The 17,684-nt window shown below is 46.6% G+C and carries 9 protein-coding genes, 1 tRNA gene and 4 pseudogenes; 6 read left to right on the top strand and 8 right to left on the bottom strand.

Annotated features, from left to right (window positions below):
- The 4 genes and pseudogenes from JCM16496_RS18820 to JCM16496_RS18805 form a co-directional block, all read right to left on the bottom strand.
- Window positions 1-518: pseudogene (locus tag JCM16496_RS18820) on the bottom strand (AAA family ATPase); the annotation flags it as partial.
- A 5-nt stretch (window positions 519-523) separates the two neighbouring features.
- A complete protein-coding gene (locus tag JCM16496_RS18815) occupies window positions 524-811 on the bottom strand; it encodes a helix-turn-helix domain-containing protein (RefSeq protein ID WP_005944327.1) in 288 nt (95 codons plus the stop codon).
- A gap of 124 nt (window positions 812-935) precedes the next feature.
- Window positions 936-1,844 carry a hypothetical protein gene (locus JCM16496_RS18810; RefSeq protein ID WP_007479974.1) on the bottom strand — a complete coding sequence of 303 codons (909 nt, stop codon included), beginning with the start codon at window positions 1,842-1,844 and terminating at the stop codon, window positions 936-938.
- Between the two features lie 236 nt (window positions 1,845-2,080).
- Window positions 2,081-2,164 (bottom strand) — tRNA-Leu (locus JCM16496_RS18805).
- Between the two features lie 157 nt (window positions 2,165-2,321).
- On the opposite strand from JCM16496_RS18805, the gene JCM16496_RS18800 reads away from it, so the two are divergent.
- On the top strand, window positions 2,322-3,407 hold the full coding sequence (locus tag JCM16496_RS18800; RefSeq protein WP_025836133.1) for a mannose-1-phosphate guanylyltransferase: 1,086 nt from the start codon (window positions 2,322-2,324) through the stop codon (window positions 3,405-3,407).
- A 91-nt stretch (window positions 3,408-3,498) separates the two neighbouring features.
- Here JCM16496_RS18800 and JCM16496_RS18795 read toward each other — a convergent pair whose 3' ends face one another.
- From JCM16496_RS18795 to JCM16496_RS18785, 3 genes are all read right to left on the bottom strand, one after another.
- The gene (locus tag JCM16496_RS18795; protein ID WP_025836131.1) at window positions 3,499-3,912 is read right to left on the bottom strand and encodes an HIT family protein; all 414 of its coding nucleotides are present in this window, start codon (window positions 3,910-3,912) and stop codon (window positions 3,499-3,501) included.
- A gap of 49 nt (window positions 3,913-3,961) precedes the next feature.
- A complete protein-coding gene (gene greA / locus JCM16496_RS18790) occupies window positions 3,962-4,426 on the bottom strand; it encodes a transcription elongation factor GreA (RefSeq protein WP_005824394.1) in 465 nt (154 codons plus the stop codon).
- A gap of 190 nt (window positions 4,427-4,616) precedes the next feature.
- The gene (locus JCM16496_RS18785) at window positions 4,617-5,768 is read right to left on the bottom strand and encodes a thioredoxin-like domain-containing protein (protein ID WP_025836129.1); all 1,152 of its coding nucleotides are present in this window, start codon (window positions 5,766-5,768) and stop codon (window positions 4,617-4,619) included.
- 414 nt (window positions 5,769-6,182) lie between these two features.
- Between JCM16496_RS18785 and pnp the strand changes: the two are divergent.
- The 5 genes and pseudogenes from pnp to JCM16496_RS18755 all read left to right on the top strand — a co-directional run bounded on the left by pnp (window position 6,183) and on the right by JCM16496_RS18755 (window position 15,225).
- A pseudogene (pnp, locus tag JCM16496_RS18780) lies at window positions 6,183-8,325 on the top strand (polyribonucleotide nucleotidyltransferase).
- Window positions 8,326-8,497: 172 nt separating this feature from the next.
- Complete coding sequence (locus tag JCM16496_RS18770) at window positions 8,498-9,070, top strand: RNA polymerase sigma-70 factor (RefSeq protein ID WP_025836128.1); 573 nt, start codon at window positions 8,498-8,500, stop codon at window positions 9,068-9,070.
- Window positions 9,071-9,167: 97 nt separating this feature from the next.
- Window positions 9,168-10,103 carry a FecR family protein gene (locus JCM16496_RS18765; protein WP_025836126.1) on the top strand — a complete coding sequence of 312 codons (936 nt, stop codon included), beginning with the start codon at window positions 9,168-9,170 and terminating at the stop codon, window positions 10,101-10,103.
- A gap of 94 nt (window positions 10,104-10,197) precedes the next feature.
- Window positions 10,198-13,614, top strand: a pseudogene (locus JCM16496_RS18760) (SusC/RagA family TonB-linked outer membrane protein).
- Between the two features lie 12 nt (window positions 13,615-13,626).
- Window positions 13,627-15,225, top strand: a complete 1,599-nt coding sequence (locus JCM16496_RS18755; RefSeq protein ID WP_025836124.1) for a SusD/RagB family nutrient-binding outer membrane lipoprotein — start codon at window positions 13,627-13,629, stop codon at window positions 15,223-15,225.
- Here JCM16496_RS18755 and JCM16496_RS18750 read toward each other — a convergent pair.
- Window positions 15,222-17,425, bottom strand: a pseudogene (locus JCM16496_RS18750) (sodium-translocating pyrophosphatase). The gene JCM16496_RS18755 and the pseudogene JCM16496_RS18750 overlap by 4 nt on opposite strands.
- Window positions 17,426-17,684 lie beyond the last annotated feature (259 nt).

Genomic DNA, 17,684 nt, shown 5'->3' with positions numbered 1-17,684 from the left:
TACACATACATCAAGTCACGGATTCCGTCAATGATGAGCAACCCCACATCGGGCATATTTTCAAGCATATAACCGATAATCTGTTTCCGCTTATCGGGTGTCTGCTCCCTTAGCACGATGAAAACAAAATCGTCCCTGTCCTTGTCGGTAGGCAGTCCGGCAAGCCGCAAAATACGCTCCATGACCTTGTGGCAATGGTATTTGCTCTGCTCGGTATCTACATAGAGGATTTTCCGTTTGTTCGGTGGCAGGTATGCCGAATACTTCAATACCTCGTCATTCTTCAACGCTGCCGCAACGATAGCGGAAATGTTGAATGTCTTTTTGCTCTTGGCTTTACCCGTGGATGCACTGAAATTACCCAACGTGCCAATGGTAGAGCCGTTCACCCAGAGTATTTCGGGCGGCACTTCGTAAGTGTCCGTCACCTTTAGATGAATGGTTTTCCAAAGGGCTGCGAAATCCTCTTTCTGCATGGTGATGTCCTGCCCGGCTTCTGTCGCTTTTCTATTTTCCATAGCCGTTATTTCTTTAGAGGACGGTTAAGGATATACTTCTGCGCTTCCTGCTCTATCTGCGCCTGCGTCTTGACCGGGTTCTGACGCAACCATGCTTCCAACTCCGCTTTCTCAAAATAAAGCATTTTGCCCTGCGGCTTGTAATGGGGTATCAAGTTACCCGAAGTCAGCTTGTACAGGTAACTTTTAGAAAGGTTCAAGAACTTGCTCGCTTCATCGAAGCTAAGCACGTTCTTTGAAAGGAACAACATCTTTTCGAGTTCGGAAACTCTTAACTCTAAATTTTTTTCCATATTGTTTAGGAATTTAGGTGAAACAATATGAAGGTGCGCACCCTCGTTTTTTTGTTAACGGGGGCAAAGTTAAGAGCTTGAAAATGAAGTCTAATTGACCTTTGTTTGAGCGTTCAATCTATGCTCAACCTTTTTGCAGTTGTTTGATGTATTTGTCTATGATTTCATATCCTTTCGGATAGATGTTTTTCGCTTGGTCTGTCGCACTCGACAGGTCAGTACGTGTAAGCGGTTCACCTTTTATCTTCTTCAATATCAGTTTATTGTTTGCTATGACAGACTGCCATTCATAAACGATGTAATTATAACAGCTAAGTTGCATCATAAGATAGGCTAACAGACGGGTATTATTAACTTTCAATACCCCATTCAGTTTGCAGTTGAAAAAATCGGTAAGTATTTTGGCACTGACGGTAGTAGTAAACATATTCGCTTCATTCACACAGTCGGTCAGAAGTTTGATTTCATTAGCTTTCAACGTGGACTTGAAAGGATTGCTTTTGCCCACAATCTTGGTTGGATTAGTATCTGCACTTTCCTCTTTCTCTTTTGGCAAGGCTTGCTCTTGGATGGCAACCGCATCTGTATGGTAATTGCTTTCCTGTTCTTGCAGATAGCGCAAATATTTGGAAAGCACGACAAGATTAACGATAATGGACAAATAAGGAAGCCGCCCATCATAACAGGACGGTTCATGCAAATATGCATCCATATCAAAATCAGAGCAGCGGAAACCGATATACTTTTTTCTTTCATCAGAATTCAAGTCCTCAAAATAACCACTTTCCCACAAAAAATCGGGAATATCCATGTCCAATACAATGTTACGCACGACACGGTATTTTTGTTGGATGGCTACAATATTTTCAGTCACACGGAAAATTTCTTGTCGCAAATAATCCTTTAGCTGGGCTTGCGTCAAATATTCACGTTTTAAAAATAGTGCATCTACTTTAGTTTTATAGTCATGAGCTATACAACTATCTAATATCTTCTGTATTTCTCTGAAATTGGTTTCTATATGATTTTCCATAATCGTGTGCCTTTAAACGTTCTTACTACAAATATAAGGTAAGAATCTCACTTTTCCCGAAAACATCGGCAATAATAAGGAAGAAAAGATAGGATAAGCGTTAAGAAATTATAAAGATATGGGGAAGAAAACTATTAAAGTACACCTTTTCTTTGTATTCGTCATTCAGTACACATTTAGTACGCCCTATAAAAGCAGAAAACCCTGATAATCAGGTGATTATCAGAGTTTATTCGTACCCAGACCCGGGGTCGAACCGGGATGGAAGTGAATCCACTGGTGTTTGAGACCAGCGCGTCTACCGATTCCGCCATCTGGGCATGTTTGATTTCTCAAATGCGGTGCAAAGATACAGCTTTTTTCTAAACCTGCAATACTTTTTGGAAAAAAAGGCAAAAAAAACGATAAAACCTGCTCGAATCATTCCTAGTTTGTAAAATATGCAGTACATTAGCAGAAACTTTTAAAATCAATAGCATGGTAACCAATAAGGATAATTTCTGTGTAATTATGGGCGGAGGAATCGGCAGCCGTTTCTGGCCATTCAGCCGCAAGACACTTCCAAAACAGTTTCTGGATTTCTTTGGTACGGGACGTTCCTTGCTGCAGCAAACCTTCGACCGCTTCAAGCAGATAATCCCCATGGAAAATATACTTATCGTAACAAATGACTTGTATGCCGACCTTGTAAAAGAACAGCTTCCCGAACTTAAACCCGAACAGATTCTACTGGAGCCGACACGCAGGAATACAGCTCCCTGCATCGCGTGGGCTTCCTATCATATCCGCGCCTTGAATCCGAACGCCAATATAGTGGTGGCTCCTTCAGACCACTTAATCTTGAAGGAAGGCGAATTTCTGGCGGCTATCGAAAAAGGACTGGACTTCGTTTCCCAATCGGACAATCTGCTGACACTCGGTATCAAGCCCAACCGTCCGGAAACCGGATATGGCTACATACAGATAGCCGAAGCCACCGGTGACAACTTCTACAAGGTAAAGACCTTCACCGAGAAACCGGAACTGGAACTGGCGAAAGTGTTCGTGGAAAGCGGAGAATTCTACTGGAATTCCGGTCTGTTCATGTGGAACGTAAACACCATCATCAAGGCAAACGAAACCCTGCTGCCCGAGCTGACCTCCAAACTGGCCCCCGGCAAAGATGTGTACGGAACAGCCCGGGAGAAACAGTTCATTGACGAGAGTTTCCCTGCTTGTCCCAATGTCTCCATAGACTTCGGCATCATGGAAAAGGCAGACAATGTATATGTATCATTAGGCGATTTCGGCTGGTCTGATTTAGGTACCTGGGGGTCTTTATATGATTTGTCTCCCAAAGATGAAGCAGGCAATGTAGCCCTAAAATGCAAATCCCTCATCTATAACAGCAAGGACAATATCGTGGTGCTGCCCGAAAACAAACTTGCAGTTATCGACGGCTTGGAAGGCTACCTCATAGCCGAGTCGGACAATGTATTACTGATTTGCAAGAAGGATGAAGAACATACCATCCGCAAATATGTGAATGACGCCCAGATAAAACTGGGAGAGGAATACATTTAAATTAAAGATTGACAATTTAGAATTAAAAGACAGGTGCCGAAGGCAAAAAATAGCGGGAGCTGGATGAGGTCCAACTCCCGCTTCCGTTTATTTAGGGGAGGAAAATAAACCGGTTAAAGCGCTGCACGGATGCTTCCGCCACAGCCTTGAATTCTTCGTCCGTCAGTTTCAGTTTGGGATTGGAGAAAAGCATATCTTTTTCGTTCTGCATAGGAATCAGATGTATGTGCGCATGAGGCACTTCCAGCCCCAATACCGCTTCTCCTACCTTTCTACACGGGAAGGCCTTGCCGATGGCAAGCGCCACTCTCTTGGCGAAAACATGCATCGCCGCCAAATCCTCATCGTTCAAATCGAAGATATAATCCACTTCCTGCTTGGGAATGACCAATGTATGACCTTTTACCAACGGATTGATGTCAAGGAACGCAAAGAATCTGTCATCCTCCGCCACCTTGTAGCAAGGTATTTCACCTGCGATAATTCTACTGAATATTGTTGCCATAGCTATAAATTATAAAATAAGGCAAGCCCGTATGCGGACCTGCCTTTCTTTAAAATGAGATGTTCACTACTTCCAGGTTAATCATGCCCTGCGGAACTTTGATTTCTGCGATGTCACCTACTTTCTTGCCAAGCAGACCTTGTGCAATCGGAGTATTCACGGAAATCTTTCCTTCCTTCAGATTGGCTTCACTTTCGGAAACGATGGTATAAACCATCTTCATGCCATTCTTCACGTTCTTAAGCTCTACCTTATTAAGAATCTGTACAGAATCGGTTTTCAACTTCGACTCATCAATAATCTTAGCGTCGGCAATGGTCAGCTTCAAATTGTTAATTTTCATCTCAAGCATGCCTTGAGCTTCCTTGGCAGCGTCATACTCTGCATTTTCCGACAAATCACCTTTGTCACGCGCTTCGGCAATGGCAGCCGATATTTTGGGACGTTCCACCGTCTCCAGGTGTTTCAACTCGGCCATCAATTTCTTGTAGCCGTCTTCTGACATATAAGCCATACTTTTTCCTCCTTAAATGTTATGTTAGTTTTTAATGGTACTATAAACAAAAAAGAATTCCAACATGGTCAGCATGCTGGAACCCTCTTTCCGATTTTCCTATGCAAAGATAGCCTTTTATGCAATGCGTGTCAAGCATAAAAGGCTGCTTTGTAACATATTTAAACGAAAACTTCTTATTTATAACATGTTACAGCAATGCTTTCACTGCCGCCTCCAGGTCTTTAATGCTCTCTCCACGGGCACTCAACTCATTGTTCTTGTTGACCAGGAACACAGAAGGCACATTCTTCACATTATAAGAAGCCGCTATAGACGAATAAATTCCATTACCGTCGCGCACACAAATCCAAGGCAGATTGTCGGCAGTTGTTTTCCAATAGTGCTCGTCTGCATCCAGAGAAACCTGATAGATTTCCAATCCCTGGGCGGCATACTTGTCGTACAAGTCGCGCAACATATAATTATGTGTAGCAGAAACGGCACTCTGATAAACAGTGAAGTCCACAATAACAGCCTTGCCCTTCAGTTCGCTCAACTTACGTGTATTGCCCTTCATGTCGCGCAGGTTAATGTCGATGATGCCAGTTTCGGAAATTGCCTCTTCGGGGATTTCCACCACCTTCTGCTGCGGAGTACGGGTATTCTTCATTCCCTTTATCACAATATTGTAGAGGTTCTTGGAGCGGTCGGCAGCCGGATAGTAATTGTTCAGGCTGGTTGCCACGGCTGCAAAACACTTAATGTCTTCCTTATTGTTCAGAGGGTCGAAAATCAAATAATTATTCAGCTTCTGGAACAAGGCGAAATAGGCGGCAGCCGTATTGGGAGCGGCAAAAATATAGCTGATTTTCACTTCATCCTTATAGTTCTTCAATAAAGAGGCAAGGCTGTCCTCAAAAACATCGGCGCCTATCTTATGTGCCTGCACCGACTGCAGCAATGCATTCACATTATCCTGAAGCTTCATCTGCTTCAGCGTCAAGTCCTTTATCTTCGAGCTATTCGGAGAACCTTCCACCGTATAGGCAGTGGCGAAATCGGTATAAGGCGCCTTTACCAAAACCGTTTCCGTCGAATCTACCGAGAAATTAATAACCTTGTCGTCTACCCGCAGACGGTAGAATTCCGGAGATACCGGACGTACCTGCTTGAAGACGAAAGAGCCGTCCCCTTTCAGTTTTACGGAATCCAGAGGAACAATGCCTTCCAATGCCGAAGCTTCCAAATAAAGCATCTTGCCGTCGGCACCAGACACTTCACCCTCTACTTTGAATTTCGGTTCGGAATTACATGCACCCAATGCTATTGCAGCAAGTGCCATAAAAAAGATTTTCTTCATATCGTATCTTCAGTTTTGTTTTATCCTAAAAAATATATTTTTCATGTCTCGATTGTCCTATTCTTCTGTTTTTGTCTACCTCCTCCCTACTTTGTCCCTGTCTTCTCCCTGTCTAAACACTGGGAGCAGATAAGAAGCAGGTAGGGACCAGATAGGGAGAAGACTGGGGGGAGGGCCATTATTGTTCCATTTCTCTTATTTTCCTTCCCTACGCCCGGAAAAACATTTTTCCGAATCGCCTGCAAATATACTTCTTTTCAAGTTCAGTCAAAGCATTTTCCCTCGTTCTTCCATATAGAAAACTGCAAAAAACAACTAAATACAAACTTTTTATCTCATTCCCACCATTTTACATGAATAAATTATGTATCTTTGCACGAATTTTGAAAGAAAATTAGATATAAAACATTTTTTATGATTAACCCAATTGTTAAGACGATCGAGCTTCCTGATGGCAGAACCATCACGCTCGAAACGGGAAAGCTGGCAAAACAGGCAGACGGTTCTGTAATGCTTCGTATGGGCAACACCATGCTTTTAGCTACTGTTTGTGCCGCCAAGGACGCAGTTCCCGGAACAGATTTCATGCCATTACAGGTAGAGTACAAAGAAAAATTCTCCGCATTCGGACGTTTCCCCGGCGGTTTCACAAAGCGTGAAGGACGCGCTTCTGACTACGAGATCCTCACTTGCCGCCTCGTTGACCGTGCTCTCCGCCCCTTATTCCCTGATAATTTCCATGCAGAGGTATACGTAAACATCATCCTTTTCTCAGCAGACGGCGTAGATATGCCCGACGCTCTGGCCGGACTCGCAGCTTCTGCCGCACTTGCAGTTTCAGATATCCCCTTCAACGGACCTATTTCCGAAGTACGCGTAGCACGCATCAACGGGCAATTCGTCATCAATCCTACCTTCGAACAACTGGAACAAGCCGATATGGACTTGATGGTGGGCGCCACTTATGAAAACATCATGATGGTGGAAGGCGAAATGGACGAGGTTTCCGAGCAGGACTTGCTGGAAGCGATGAAGCTGCACACGAAGCCATTAAGATTCAGTGCAAGGCACAGATGGAACTGGCAGAAGAAGTAGGCTCTACCGTGAAACGCGAATATTGCCACGAAGTGAACGACGAAGAACTCCGTAAGGCCGTTCACGACGCTTGCTACGACAAGGCTTATGCCATTGCCGCTTCCGGAAACAAGAACAAGCACGAACGCATGGAGCTTTCGATGCCATTCGCGAAGAATTCAAGGCACAGTTCTCCGAAGAAGAACTGGAAGAAAAGGCAGCCCTCATTGACCGTTACTATCACGATGTGGAAAAAGAGGCGATGCGCCGTTCCATTCTGGACGAAGGCAAGCGCCTTGACGGACGTAAGACTACCGAAATCCGTCCTATCTGGTGTGAAACCAGCTACCTGCCCGGCCCTCACGGTTCTGCCATCTTTACACGTGGCGAGACACAGTCTTTGTCTACTGTGACTTTAGGTACCAAGTTGGACGAGAAGATCATCGACGACGTATTGGAACACGGAAAAGAGCGTTTTCTTCTGCACTATAACTTCCCTCCGTTCTCTACGGGTGAAGCCAAGGCACAGCGCGGTGTAGGCCGTCGTGAAATCGGCCACGGCCATCTGGCATGGCGTGCATTGAAGGGGCAGATTCCTGCAGACTATCCGTATGTAGTACGTGTGGTATCCGACATCCTCGAATCAAACGGTTCTTCTTCCATGGCTACCGTATGTGCCGGAACTCTGGCATTGATGGATGCAGGTGTGAAAATCAAGAAACCGGTATCAGGCATCGCCATGGGATTGATTAAGAATGCAGGCGAAGACAAATATGCCGTATTGTCCGATATCCTCGGTGATGAGGACCACTTGGGCGACATGGACTTCAAGGTGACCGGAACGAAAGACGGTATCACCGCCACTCAGATGGATATCAAAGTGGACGGTCTGTCATACGAAATCCTCGAAAAGGCATTGCTGCAGGCTAAAGAAGGCCGCGAATACATCTTGGGCAAAATCACCGAGTGCATCGCCGAGCCTCGCGAAGACCTGAAGCCTCACGCTCCGCGTATCGAGACAATGACCATTCCCAAGGAATTCATCGGTGCTGTCATCGGCCCTGGTGGAAAGATTATCCAAGGTATGCAGGAAGAAACCGGTGCCACCATTACTATTGAAGAAGTGGACAACATCGGTAGAATCGAAATCGCCGGTACCAACAAGAAGAGCATCGATGATGCTATGCGTATCATCAAAGGGATTGTAGCTGTCCCCGAAGTAGGCGAAGTCTACAAAGGCAAGGTACGCTCCATTATGCCTTACGGTGCATTCGTTGAATTCCTGCCGGGTAAGGACGGCTTGCTCCATATCTCCGAAATCGACTGGAAACGTCTGGAAACAGTAGAAGAAGCCGGTATCAAGGAAGGCGACGAAATTGACGTAAAACTTCTCGACATCGACCCGAAGACCGGAAAGTTCAAGCTGTCACGCAAAGTATTGCTTCCGAGACCGGAAAGACAAGAAAGACCGGAAAAGAAATAAGAAACTTCTTATTCTTTAAGTATATAAAGCCTGATGGAGCCCCATCAGGCTTTCTTTTTGTCAATACTGCCAGAAATGGCTCCGAAAAAACAAGGCATAATGCTTGCATATTCCAAAAAGATTATGTTTTTTTGCTATATAAAGCCTTACATTCCATAAAGAACCTCAATTAATGTCCGGTTTAAGGAGCCTACATACTATGAATCTTTTCTCACGCTTTTTCCAGGAAAACCAAGAAAAGTTTATGGCCTTTGCTTATTCTTATCTCAGGGATAAAGCAGAAGCGGAAGACGTTGTGATGGAGTCCATGATTGCCCTATGGGAAAACCGAGACCGCTGGGAAGAAAACAGCAACCTGCATGCCCTGTTGCTGACCATCATAAAGAACAAAGCCCTGCACGTACTCGAGCACAAGCAGGTGCGCCTACGGGCAGAAGAAACCATCAGCAGCCACAACCTGCGCGAACTGGACTTACGCATCTCCACCCTGAAAGCCTGCGAACCGGACCAGATATTCAACACGGAAATACAGCATATCGTAAATAAGACCTTGCAGGAAATGCCCGAGCAAAGCCGGAGGATATTCATGTTGAGCCGATACCAGAACCTGGCAAACAAGCAGATTGCCGATAGCCTGGACATATCACTTAAAACCGTAGAGGCACACATCACCAAAGTGCTGCGAATTCTCCGGCTGAGACTGAAAGATTATCTTGTTACCATACTCATAATATTAATATCCTAAAAAAACACTTCTACGGAATAGGGTTACCGCCCACTTTCCGGTTATATATACAAAAGGTAAAAAGAGCACGTTTTAGAAAAGAAATAAATTATTGACAATGAACCAAGAGCTATTATATAAATATTTCAAAGGTATTACTTCCGTTGAAGAAGAAAAGATGATACTCGACTGGGTAGACGCCTCGGATGAAAACCGGGACACCTTCCTGAAAGAGCGCATGATATACGACATTTCCTTGTTCTCGGACAAGCAGGAAAACAATGAAAAGAAAACGGTGCGCATCATGCCGATGCTCCGCTGGACGGCCCGTATAGCCGCCGTCACCATTGTCGCCATCGCCGGTTATTTCATCACCTCCGACTTTCTATATAACAAGGAGGTGCAGTTGCAAACAGTCACTGTGCCTGCCGGACAACGGGCCCAGATTACCCTCGCCGATGGAACACGCGTATGGCTGAACTCCAAGTCTACCATGAAATATGCCGCCAACTTCGGACGCAACGAACGGAATGTGGAACTGGATGGAGAGGCCTACTTTGAAGTAGCCAAAAACAAGAGTATCCCATTCTATGTACATACAGAAACGAACAAGGTAAAAGTTGTAGGAACAAGTTTCAATGTCTGTGCCTACAGTGGGAGCCATGAGTTCGGAACCACATTGGTGGAAGGTATCGTCGATATCTATCCGGCCAACAGCAGCCAGATAATCACCAGGTTGCAGAAAGACGAGGTGTTTCTCAATGAAAACGGGAAATGCAGAAAGACCGTCCTTCCTTCCTATGAATATCTACGTTGGAAAGAGGGACTATACTGTTTTGACGACGCCCCATTCAGCGGTATCCTCGGTAGGCTGGAGAAATACTATAATGCAAAGATAACCGTTGCCAGCCCCCAACTGCTGAACTACGGCAGCTTTACCGGCAAGTTCAGAGAGCAGGACGGCATCGAGCATATACTGCGGACCATCTCGAAAGACCATCCTTTCAAGTTCCGCATCAACGAAGAGAAGGATTCAATTGTTATATATGAGTAAGAAAAAAAGATCGGAAAGTACCCCCATACTTTCGATCCGAAACAGTCAAAAATCGACCTTAATCAATTTATTAACTTAACACAGTGACAAAGATATGAGAAAAATTTTGTTGATGAGGCTTTTTTATCTAAAAAAATTAGATTTTAAGCAATTATTGCAAACCTATGAAAATCACATTATTCCTTCTCCTGCTTGTTATATTTCAGGTATACAGCGGGAACTGCTACTCTCAGAATGCCAGGGTCAGCATTCAAAATGCCCGGCTGAGGGTAGGGCAAGTTCTCGAGCAAATTGAATCGCAAACAGAATACTTATTTGTATATAACAAACAGAACGTCGATGTACGCCGTACCGTCGACATCAATGCAAGCAACCAAACTGTTTCCGAAGTACTTGACCAAATGTTCAAAGGGACAGACATCAAGTATGTGATGGAAGGCAAAAACATCGTTTTAACCAAAAACAGCAGGAGTGCTGAGGATAAGACAGACACTCTGCAGGAAATGGCTACTGTAAGAGGAAAGGTGACGGACTCCAAAGGTGAACCGATTATCGGTGCCAACATTCTTGAAAAAGGGACCGCCAATGGCGTTATTACCAACACCGAAGGAGAATTTAGTATGAATATCCCTCCTTATGCCACTATTGTCGTGTCCTACATCAGTTATGAGCCGCAAACCATTGCCCTGAACGGTAAAAACAATCTCCACATCCGGATGGAAGAAAAGAGCCTCGCCCTGGAGCAAGTAGTGGTAACCGCCATGGGTATCCAGAAAAAAATGTCCTCATTGACCTATTCTACCCAACAGATAAGCAGCAGTGAGCTGACCCGTGCCAAAGAGCCGAACATGATTAATACACTGGCAGGAAAGACGGCCGGAGTACAAATCAATAAAACCGCTAATTTAGGAGGTTCTGCCAAAGTCGCCATTCGCGGTGCACGCTCTGCATTTGCCAGCGGCAACAACCAGCCCTTGTACGTAATTGACGGTGTTCCTATGCTGAACAGTTCAACAGAATCCACCTCCACCGTAATCGGCGGTAACTACGATGGATTCAACCGTGATGCCGGTGACGGGATTTCCAACCTGAATCCGGACGACATAGAAAGCATCAACATCCTGAAAGGCTCTTCTGCCGCCGCACTTTATGGTTCGCAGGCAGCTAATGGCGTCATTTTGATAACCACCAAAAAGGGGAAAGCCGGACTGCAGCGCGTTACATTCTCCTCCAACCTGACCGTGAGTCACACCATCAGCCTCCCCGAATTCCAAAATACATACGGCCGGAACGAAGATGGCGGCACGGCAAGCTGGGGTGCAAAAGGCAATGTAACGGACTATGACAACATAGGCGAGTTCTTCAGCAATGGCATCACTACTTTCAATTCGCTGGCCATCACTACCGGAAATGAAAAAGTACAAACTTATTTCTCATACGCCAACACCACGGCTAAAGGAATTGTGGACAACAACAAGCTACAGAAGAATAACCTGAACCTACACGAAACGGCCAACCTCTTTAACAACAAGCTGAAGCTGGACGGCATTGCAACACTAATGACCCAAACCGTCAAGAACTCCCCTGCTACCGGCGGCTATTATCTGAATCCGCTGGTCAGCTTGTACAGTTTCCCACGTGGCGTAGACATGAGCACTTACAGAGAAAACTTTGAAACGTGGAATGCCGACCGCAATATGATGACACAAAACTGGATTGAAAAGAATGGAGACGGTACCGTCAGTGAATGGGGACAGAATCCTTACTGGCTGAGAAACCGCGTGCTCAGTAGCAACAAGCGCTATCGCGCTGTAGCATCGGCCAGCGCCAATCTGCACATTACGGACTACTTCAGCCTGCAGGCACGGGGTAATGTGGATTATATCAGTGATAAATTCGACAATAAGATGTATGCCACTACAGCTCCCAACATCGCCGGCAAGTACGAGGGCAAGGAAAACGGACGTTACATCTGGTCGGACAGCCAGGAAACCCAAGTCTACGGTGACGTAATGGCCTTGTTTAACAAGGAATTTGATGACTTTTCCCTCAATACGGCACTGGGAGCCAGCATCAACATGAGTAAAGTCAACTCACTGACGATAGACTCAAGGCTTGCTTCCCTCTACAAACCGAATGTATTTACCGTCCCCAATGTAGTGATGGACTCCAAAGCAGCCATAAACCAGAGCATCGACAGCAAACGCACGCTCCAATCAGTATTTGCCACCATGCAGTGGGGCTGGAAAGGATTACTATACTTGGACATTACCGCACGTAACGACTGGTCATCCACATTAGCCCACACAGACAGCAAGAATACCGGATTCTTCTATCCCTCCATAGGAGCTACCTGGATTCTTGATAAAACCTGCTCCCTGCCCAAATGGATAAGTTTTGCAAAAGTGCGCGCTTCGTGGGCGGAAGTCGGTAATGACCTCCCGATAGGAATCACCAACCCGGCAGACATCATCATGGTAGGCGGCGGTATCAATGTAAATACCGTAGAACAGCGCGGTGACCTGAAACCGGAAATCAGCAGCTCCATCGAATTCGGCACAGAATGGCGCTTCTTCCACCACCGCTTCGGGATAGACTTCACTTGGTATCAGACCAATACCAAGAACCAGTTATTGAGAATGGACAACCCTACGGGCTCCACCTACAAATACCGGTATGTCAATGCCGGAAAAATACGTAACCAGGGTTTTGAACTGACGGTAGACGCCACTCCGCTACTATACAGAAACTTTTCGTGGAAGAGCCTCATCAACATGTCCGCCAACAAGAACAAAGTAGTGACCCTGCATCCTGACTATCCGGAATTTTCCTACTACGAAGAAGGTTTCAACGCAGGCTATCAGATGCGTGTCAAAGAAGGAGGCAGCCTGGGGGATATTTATGGAAATGCTTTCCGCCGTAACGAGGATGGCAGCATCATGGTTGATGAAACCAGCAAAAGACCTTTGGGAAATACCGGAAACAAGGATTTGCTTGGGAATGCCAATCCTGACTTCACGATGGGATGGAGCAACACACTTACCTACAAGGACCTGGAGCTCTATTTCCTGATAGATTTCCGCTTTGGCGGCGAAGTCATGTCACTGACACAGTCTGAGCTGGATGCCAACGGCGTGACCAAAGTCACCGAAGATGCCCGCGCCCGGGGATATGTAGAATACCAGGGACAGAAGTTCAACGACCCGAGAGCATTCTACAGCGCAGTAGGCGGCAGAAACGCCATCTCCGAATATTATATGTACGACGCAACCTGCATCAGACTCCGTGAAGTATCACTGAGCTATTCTTTCCCGAAAATGCTACTGGAAAACAGTAAATTCATAAAGGGAATCGACGTATCATTGGCGGCGCGCAACTTGTGTTTCTTAAAGAAGGAAGCACCGTTCGACCCCGATGCAGTAATGTCCATAGGCAACAACAATCAAGGAGTAGACGTGTTTGGCATGCTACTACCCGGAATATCGGCTTTAACCTAAGATTAACCTTTTAAAATGAATACCTTATGAAAAACAAGTGCATCATATTCCTTTTCTGCCATAGCATACTGCTGCTTGCAGCTTGCACCGGCGGTTTTGAGAACGACAACGAAATCAAGGGAGGTTTCTCGGACGACAAAAAGGAAATAGATTTCCAGAACCTGACTGCTCCATTCGAACCCATACAGTCGGGCATCTACTTCAATATAAGTTCTGTAGGCTTGAATTGGATATGGCAGATGACACAATCCCTGAACCATGACATGTTCTCCGGCTACTTTATGGACCCTATTCCTAAATTCATGAAATCCAACGCCTGCTACAACCTGAACTCTGGCTGGACCAATGCCGCATGGCAATGTACTTACGGATATGTCTACACGGAAGTGCAGAAGGCAGAAAAGAACTTTTATGGCAATGACAACTTAAAGGGCTATCTCGGCATTACTGAAATCTTGAAAGTGGAACTGATGCACCGCATAGCCGACACATACGGTCCGCTGGTCTACCATCAACTGGGTGAGACACCCCGGGTTTACGGACTGCAGGAAGCCTATACACGCTTCTTTGCAGACCTGGACGAAGGACAGCAATTGATAAGGGAATACCTGAACGAGGGCGGTGACAACAACAAATTCAAAGAGTATGATATGCTGACCAACGGCAAGACCTTGAAGGACTGGTTGAAGTTTGCCAACTCACTACGTTTGCGCCTTGCCATGCGCATCTCCAATGTGGATGCAACGCTTGCCAAAGACCAAGCAACCAAAGCGCTGAATGACAATCAAGGTGTACTGGAAGGTGCAAGGGAAACCATCGCTGTAATGGGCAAGAACTATATCAATCCTTTGTGTGCCGTTGCCGGTTGGGGTGAAGTCTACATGAATGCCTCGATGGAATCCATTGTCAACGGTTATGAAGACCCGCGTGGCAAGAAATGGTATAACACCGCCCTGCTCGAAGGTTATCAAGAACAGTTGTTAGGCATTCCCATCGGTTTGCCCATGAAAGACGGTGACGCCAACATTTACAGTTCTTGCTCTTCCCTCAACACAAGTACCATCGGCGAAAAGACCGGAGCCGTATTGATGAGTGCGGCGGAAGTCTGGCTGCTTAGGGCCGAAGCAGCCCTCCGCGGCTATACCAAAGAGAATCCCCGCACATGCTATGAATACGGGGTAAGCACTTCATTTACACAGTGGGACTGTGCCGGTGCTTCCGAATATCTGGAAAGCGACAACACCCCTGCCGATTATAAAGACGTGGTCTCAGACGGCAAGGTCGGCAAGGACATGGAAGCCTTGATTACCATCTCCAAATGGGAAGAAGATGCAGACATAGAGACGAAACTCGAAAAGATTATTACCCAGAAGTGGCTGGCATGCTGGCCCGAAAGTTACGAGGCATGGGCCGAGCAACGCCGGACCGGATACCCCAAACTTTTCAAGGTCCAAAGCAACACCGGACAAGTGATTGATACGGATATCATGCTCCGCCGCCTTCCGTTCTCGACGGACGCCGCCACTGCCGACCCGGCACAATACGCCACCCTCACGGGAAAACTGGGTGGCGCAGACAACGGCGCCACCCGCCTCTGGTGGGATACGGGGAAAAACTCTTTTTAGAACAGGCTCCACGCAACCGTAAGCCCTGCCATCACAATGGCTACCATGCTCATCAGCTTGATTAGGATATTCAAGCTCGGACCGGATGTGTCCTTGAACGGGTCTCCTACGGTGTCACCCACGACTGTAGCCTTGTGGACTTCACTGCCTTTGCCGCCAAAGTTGCCTTCTTCCACATACTTTTTGGCATTATCCCATGCACCACCGGCATTTGCATGAAGATGGCAAGCACGAAACCGCTGCTCAATCCGCCAATCAGCAGACCGAGCACACCGGGGACACCGAAAATAAGTCCCGTCGCAATCGGAGCAATGATAGCTATCAGTGACGGAATCACCATCTCGCGTTGCGCCCCTTTCGTCGAGATTGCCACACAACGCTCATAATCAGGCTCCGCCTCTCCCGTAAGGATTCCCTTGATTTCGCGGAACTGGCGGCGCACTTCGTCTACCATATGGGCCGCTGCACGACCTACCGCATTCATCGTCAATCCACAGAAAAGAAATGCCATCATCGAACCCAGGAACATACCGGAAAGAACTTTCGGATTCATCAGCGTCACATCGTAGTGATGCATAAAGTCGAAGAAAGTGGCATCTTGCAGGGCCACGGCATCGCCATGAGGAAGCGACAATTCGGTAGTCCCGAGACGCGTCAGCCCGATACGGATTTCCTCGACATAAGAGGCCAGCAAAGCCAATCCCGTCAAAGCGGCGGAACCGATGGCAAAGCCTTTGCCCGTAGCGGCTGTAGTATTGCCCAAGGAGTCGAGCGCATCGGTACGCTTACGCACCTCTTCACCCAGACCGGACATTTCCGCATTGCCACCCGCGTTGTCGGCTATCGGCCCGTAAGCATCTGTAGCAAGCGTGATGCCCAATGTAGAAAGCATACCTACCGCGGCAATGCCAATGCCATAGAGCCCCAGACCCACATTAGAGAAGTCGAAGCCCGAAGCAAAGAGATAAGAAGCAATGATACCTATCACCACGGCAATCACCGGAATAGCCGTAGAAAGCATTCCCAGGCCTATACCGGAAATTATGACTGTCGCCGGACCGGTCTTTCCGCTTTCACTCAGCTTTTGGGTAGGACGGTAGGATTGGGAAGTATAGTACTCCGTAGAACGCCCGATGATGATACCTACTATCAAACCCACTATCACGGAGCAGGAAATCCACAGCCAGTTGTCCAACTTCAGCAACCACAAGATAAAGAAAGTGGCGACAACTATCAGAATAGAGCTGAGATTAGTACCGAAAGCCAGTGAGTTCAGCAAATCCTTCATCTTCGCATTCTCTTTGGTGCGCACGGAGAAGATACCGATAATGGAAAGCAATATTCCGACGGCTGCAATCAGCATCGGAGCGATTACGGCCTTGAACTGCATCAGCGTATCACCCGAGTGGATAAAAGCCGCAGCACCGAGGGCAGCCGTAGCAAGGATAGAACCGCAATAACTTTCGTACAAGTCGGCACCCATACCGGCAACGTCGCCTACATTGTCACCTACATTATCCGCAATCGTGGCAGGATTACGCGGGTCGTCTTCGGGGATACCGGCTTCCACCTTTCCCACAAGGTCGGCACCTACATCGGCAGCTTTTGTATAGATACCGCCACCTACGCGTGCAAACAATGCCTGCGTGGAAGCCCCCATACCGAAAGTCAGCATGGTAGTGGTAATGATGCAGAGTTTATGGGTGGGAGTCATTACATCCTCCGGAATTACAGCATTCAGCAACAGATACCAGAAAGATATGTCAAACAGGCCAAGGCCCACCACCACCAGTCCCATCACCGCACCGCTGCGGAAAGCCACGCGTAGTCCGGCATTCAGTGATGTGCGTGCCGCATTGGCAGTACGAGCCGATGCGTAGGTAGCCGTCTTCATACCCAGAAAACCGGAAAGTCCGGAGAAAAATCCTCCGGTAAGGAAAGCAATCGGCACCCAGGAATTCTGCACCCCGAAACCGTATGCCATAATAGAAAAGAGGATGACCAATCCCAGAAATACCCAGCCCACAATCTTGTATTGCTGACGAAGGTAAGACATAGCACCTTTGCGCACAGCAGCGGCAATTTTAATCATCTGAGGAGTACCCTCACTCTCTTTCATCATCTGACGATGGAAATACCAGGCAAAACAAAGTGCCAGAACGGAAGCGGCCGGAACCAGCCAGAATAGGATTTGGTCCATAGCATAAATGTATTAAAAGGTTGAACGAAAGCCTAAAAGTATTGATTTGAAACGAAATAAGCAAATGAAAAAGAAAAGAAATCCAAGCAAACACGTATTTATACTGGCAGATAAAGCACCAGGCAGTAGCCTTTTTTGCCTATTTTTTGTATTAAATGGGAAGAATAGGACACAAAATGGATATATATTACAAGTTTTATAGTATCTTTGCACAAGTCAACAAGCTAAAAACAGATATTATGAAACCAATCAACTTGTA

The sequence above is a fragment of the Bacteroides rodentium JCM 16496 genome, from assembly GCF_000614125.1.
GTDB classification, from domain to species: Bacteria; Bacteroidota; Bacteroidia; order Bacteroidales; family Bacteroidaceae; genus Bacteroides; species Bacteroides rodentium.
The sequence above is the reverse complement of the archived record's forward strand: the minus strand, read 5'-3'. Positions and strand labels throughout refer to the sequence as shown.

What these genes read in the sequence shown, in the direction of transcription:
- JCM16496_RS18800 (WP_025836133.1), top strand. Translation starts at nt 2,322, where the DNA reads ATGGTAACCAATAAGGATAATTTCTGTGTAATTATGGGCGGAGGAATC.
- JCM16496_RS18770 (WP_025836128.1), top strand. Translation starts at nt 8,498, where the DNA reads ATGTCCGGTTTAAGGAGCCTACATACTATGAATCTTTTCTCACGCTTT.
- JCM16496_RS18765 (WP_025836126.1), top strand. Translation starts at nt 9,168, where the DNA reads ATGAACCAAGAGCTATTATATAAATATTTCAAAGGTATTACTTCCGTT.
- JCM16496_RS18755 (WP_025836124.1), top strand. Translation starts at nt 13,627, where the DNA reads ATGAAAAACAAGTGCATCATATTCCTTTTCTGCCATAGCATACTGCTG.
- JCM16496_RS18810 (WP_007479974.1), bottom strand. Translation starts at nt 1,844, where the DNA reads ATGGAAAATCATATAGAAACCAATTTCAGAGAAATACAGAAGATATTA.
- greA (WP_005824394.1), bottom strand. Translation starts at nt 4,426, where the DNA reads ATGGCTTATATGTCAGAAGACGGCTACAAGAAATTGATGGCCGAGTTG.
- JCM16496_RS18795 (WP_025836131.1), bottom strand. Translation starts at nt 3,912, where the DNA reads ATGGCAACAATATTCAGTAGAATTATCGCAGGTGAAATACCTTGCTAC.
- JCM16496_RS18815 (WP_005944327.1), bottom strand. Translation starts at nt 811, where the DNA reads ATGGAAAAAAATTTAGAGTTAAGAGTTTCCGAACTCGAAAAGATGTTG.
- JCM16496_RS18785 (WP_025836129.1), bottom strand. Translation starts at nt 5,768, where the DNA reads ATGAAGAAAATCTTTTTTATGGCACTTGCTGCAATAGCATTGGGTGCA.